The sequence below is a fragment of the Pseudomonas sp. PA-5-4B genome (genome assembly GCF_021606215.1).
Lineage (GTDB): Bacteria > Pseudomonadota > Gammaproteobacteria > Pseudomonadales > Pseudomonadaceae > Aquipseudomonas > Aquipseudomonas edaphica.
In genome coordinates, this window is record NZ_WKDB01000131.1 from 1 (window position 1) to 3740 (window position 3740).

The window sequence follows — 3740 nt, forward strand, 5'->3', positions numbered from 1 at the left end:
CAACAACTCCCCAGCCTGATCCAACAAAGCCAACGGGTCACTCGCCTTATGAATATCCACCGACAACAACTGCCTGAACCGACGAGCCCCCGGAAACCCGGTCCCCAACCCCAACACATGCCGAGTAATGTGATGCATCGCACCACCACTGGCCAAATGCTCCGCAATATAAGGCCGCAACAACGCCAACACCTGCGCCCGACTCACCACCGGCGCCGCACTGCCAAACAACTGCTGATCCACCTCCGCCAGCAAATACGGATTGTGATAAGCCTCCCGCCCCAACATCACCCCATCAAACACCTGCAAATGCGCCTGGCACTGCTCCAGCGTCTTGATCCCGCCATTCAACACAATCTCCAACTCCGGGAAATCCTGCTTCAACTGCGCCGCCACGTCATACCGCAACGGCGGAATATCCCGATTCTCCTTCGGCGACAACCCCTCCAGAATCGCAATCCGCGCATGCACCGTAAAACTCGTACACCCTGCGTCCCTCACCGTCCCAACGAAATCACACAGCTCGGCATAACTGTCCCGCCCATTGATCCCGATACGATGCTTCACCGTCACCGGAATCGACACCGCATCCCGCATCGCCTTCACGCAATCCGCCACCAGCGCCGGGTGCGCCATCAGGATCGCGCCGATCATATTGTTCTGCACCCGATCACTCGGGCAGCCGACGTTCAAGTTCACTTCATCGTAACCGGCAGCCTCAGCCATACGCGCGCAGGCGGCCAGGTCAGCGGGGACGCTGCCGCCCAGTTGCAGCGCGAGTGGGTGCTCGGCTTCGTTGTGGCGCAGGAAGCGGTCGTGGTCGCCGTGGAGGATCGCGCCGGTGGTGACCATCTCGGTGTAGAGCAGGGCGTGCTTGGAGAGCAGGCGCAGGAAGTACCGGCAGTGGCGGTCGGTCCAATCCATCATCGGGGCGACGGAGAAGCGGCGGGAGAGTGGGGCGGATTGTAGGGGCATTGAGGGATCTGAGTCAGCGGGGTGAATGGGGCGCAGTTTATCAGGGATGGGTCTTGGGTGTGGGAAGGGCGTGTTTCGCGGCCTTCACCACTTCGAGCGCGGACGTTGTCTTGTGTGGAATATGCCAAGAATTTGTAAGCGATCTTCGCGTACCCGATACGGGATCAGATAGGACCAGTTGGGCACCGCCCATTCTCGGGTGTGTTTTACCCGACCTTCACGGCCCATGGAGGGAAACTGAGCTAGCTTGTCGACGCTGGCGAAGATTACATCGGAGAAGTCGTCAGCCGCCTTTGGATTTTCGAGAGCGATATAGTTTGCTTCGTCTTCCAGATTTTTGAGTGCTTTTTCAAGCCACTCAACCCGCATTCCGGCTCCAGCGCCTAGCGCGCATCGCTGCCACTTGGTCAGCGGTGGCGAATTTGCCTTGATCGGCTTCTTTTACTGCCAGCTCGATCTGAGCGGTCAGCGTTTTTTCGTGCTCGATGTAGTCGCGGAGGACGTCCATCGCCAGATAGGTCGCAGTCTGGCCGTTGGTTTTGGCTAGATCGGCGAGAGAGTTGGACAGGTCTTCTGGCAGGTTTAGGGAGATACCAGTCATGGCAGCCTCGATGTTGGACGGTTGTGGAGCATCTTACACCGTGGAGCGCGGGCTTAAATCAGCAGGTCGTCGCGTTATCGGGTTGAGACTTGGTCGATAGCTCAAAAATCTAGACGGCTCAAGTTTTTCTCACTCACCGGGTTGGGAGGACGGATATCGTGGTCTGACCCAAATATCACGATATCCCTGGCGGCACAGTTTTCGTTTACTAGGGGGCTTCCGTATTGTCCAAATACTCTTTGTACTCTTCGGCTTTCTTTATAAGGTTTAGTGTGTGAAATTTCTCGCTTGAAATTACGGGGTACGTAGACGCCACTAACTTTATTAATTCAATATGTTTTTTATTTTTTGTGGCTTCTATTACGAAGTCGAGTATTTTGATGGTTTCAGTATCAAGATAGTTTTTCTTTTCTTCAGTTGTCTCTAGAGTTATATGTTTTTTTCCACTCTCAGTGAGTGTGGTGGTTATTTTTATACCTTTTTCTTTTTCTGACTCTTTCAGTATTAAGGGGTTGTAGGGGCCGTTAAGGTTGAAGAACCATTCTATGTTAGTTATTTGTTTTTTATTTGTGATTGACTCTTTCCAGTCGGCTAGGTAGATTATTTTAATTAGCCTGGAAAGTGAAATTTTTTTAGAGGGTTCGTATTTTTCTATTATGTAGTTGATTATTTCAATTAGGGAGTTTTTCATATTAGAACCCTGCCTTCTTGGCGATCTCGAGACTTACCATGTGAGGTCTAAGTGCGTCTAAAAGATTGGCGATTGTCCTTGACTCATTTTTTCCAAAATCTGTATCAATTGTTTTTATGTTCGGTAGATCGCTATTGGTAGATTCAAAAACTATGATGGCCACAGAGGTGCTTTTGCTGTTTTTGATTCGAACGCAATGTAGTGAGCGGCTTTCATGCCTATAGCGCGAAGCGTAGCGTCTGAAATTTTTCCGGTGCTGGTGTTCGCCGCGACCCAACTTTCTAGATCGATGAGTGGATCCGGAAGGGCGGTTACACTGGCATTTCCGAGCGTCCAAGCATGTCCAATTAAGCCTGATTCCTTAGCGTACATTTTCTTTGGGAACTCCGTGTGCTTCTCGTTATCAGAGTGTCTACCAACGCATCGGAAATGGTCAAGTTCTAATACGTATAAACTGATTCGTTCTGTGACGCCATATTTTAGTTTTCTATAGGTTGAGTAGATAAATTTGCTGAATAAATCAGTGCAGTCAATTATTTTACTGTCGTGTTGGCGTCTAAGGATTTCTATTTCGTGTGTGAGTCTTTTGTTTTGACGCTTTAAAATTATGTCGCTTATGCTGTTTGAACAAAGAATCCATGTTGCCATAACTATTGCAGATACGGCTAGGGTGAGCGTAATGCTACTTACGCTAAAGCTTTCGATTATTGCTGCTCTTATCGGCTCTGGGGTCAGTCGACGTACAGATGCTTTTATGTCGTCATTGAGTGCTAAATAACTGAATATTACTGAGCTTAGTATGGTTGGAATAAGGTTGTATTTGCTTATTTGCAAAACCTTGTTGCTTATTGCTGTACCTATTTTGTGCTTTGATCTGTTTAGAAATCTATTTGCATGTACAAGCCATTTCTCTATGTTCTTGTCAGCTTCTATATCCATAGGAGTTAGTATAGAACTATTTTTTATTTTGGGTTCCATGTCGATAGACATACATCAAATCCATTGAGAGTACATGGCGTTAATGATATCAATATGACATCCATAAATAAAGTCCGGAAATTCTAGGTGATACCTCATTTTTCTGGGAAATTTCCCACGCGTTTCTCAGCTTGCCCCTCAGACCCCCTCTAGCTAACCTCCTCCAGCCGCTGCCAATCCAGCGGCCGGATGTGGAAGTCCGACCAAGCTGAAGGCGTTCAATCGCCCATAAACACCTACCGACGTTTTTTTACGTCTGTATGATTGCTTATGGCGGCTGTGCGCGGGGCACTTCGGTGCGCCGGGTCCTTTAGCCCTGGTCTTCCACACCTGCGTACAGCTGCCACCCTCATGTGGAAGTGAGTTTGGTAGTTCCTGGAATTCTAAAGGAGCTTCGCCATGCACAAGGTCACACCGAATCCGCCTCATGCTTCAAACGCTGAACCGATTGATGCCAAGCTTCACGCTGCGGCTCAGCGCGCTATTCATCATTAC

The 3740-nt window shown here is 49.3% G+C and carries 5 protein-coding genes and 1 pseudogene; 1 reads left to right on the plus strand and 5 read right to left on the minus strand.

All coding sequences use genetic code 11. The features are described 5' to 3' along the window. The 5 genes from dusA to GIW28_RS30450 all read right to left on the minus strand — a co-directional run. Positions 1-975: tRNA dihydrouridine(20/20a) synthase DusA (gene dusA / locus GIW28_RS30430; RefSeq protein WP_236490490.1), on the minus strand; the 975-nt coding region annotated here is incomplete at its 3' end. An 84-nt stretch (positions 976-1059) separates the two neighbouring features. Further along, complete coding sequence (locus GIW28_RS30435) at positions 1060-1344, minus strand: type II toxin-antitoxin system RelE/ParE family toxin (protein WP_236448187.1); 285 nt, start codon at positions 1342-1344, stop codon at positions 1060-1062. Next, on the minus strand, positions 1334-1576 hold the full coding sequence (locus GIW28_RS30440; protein ID WP_236448188.1) for a CopG family ribbon-helix-helix protein: 243 nt from the start codon (positions 1574-1576) through the stop codon (positions 1334-1336). The genes GIW28_RS30435 and GIW28_RS30440 overlap by 11 nt, the downstream gene beginning before the upstream one ends. A 208-nt stretch (positions 1577-1784) precedes the next feature. Further along, entirely contained in the window at positions 1785-2267 is a 483-nt protein-coding gene (locus GIW28_RS30445) for a Panacea domain-containing protein (protein ID WP_236448189.1), read from the minus strand. 150 nt (positions 2268-2417) lie between these two features. Then, positions 2418-3257, minus strand: coding sequence for a hypothetical protein (locus GIW28_RS30450; RefSeq protein ID WP_236490492.1), 840 nt, complete (start codon positions 3255-3257; stop codon positions 2418-2420). Positions 3258-3644: 387 nt separating this feature from the next. On the opposite strand from GIW28_RS30450, the pseudogene GIW28_RS30930 reads away from it, so the two are divergent. Next, a pseudogene (locus GIW28_RS30930) lies at positions 3645-3740 on the plus strand (DUF6124 family protein); the annotation flags it as partial.

What these genes read in the sequence shown, in the direction of transcription:
- GIW28_RS30435 (WP_236448187.1), bottom strand. Translation starts at nt 1,344, where the DNA reads ATGCGGGTTGAGTGGCTTGAAAAAGCACTCAAAAATCTGGAAGACGAA.
- GIW28_RS30440 (WP_236448188.1), bottom strand. Translation starts at nt 1,576, where the DNA reads ATGACTGGTATCTCCCTAAACCTGCCAGAAGACCTGTCCAACTCTCTC.
- GIW28_RS30445 (WP_236448189.1), bottom strand. Translation starts at nt 2,267, where the DNA reads ATGAAAAACTCCCTAATTGAAATAATCAACTACATAATAGAAAAATAC.
- GIW28_RS30450 (WP_236490492.1), bottom strand. Translation starts at nt 3,257, where the DNA reads ATGTCTATCGACATGGAACCCAAAATAAAAAATAGTTCTATACTAACT.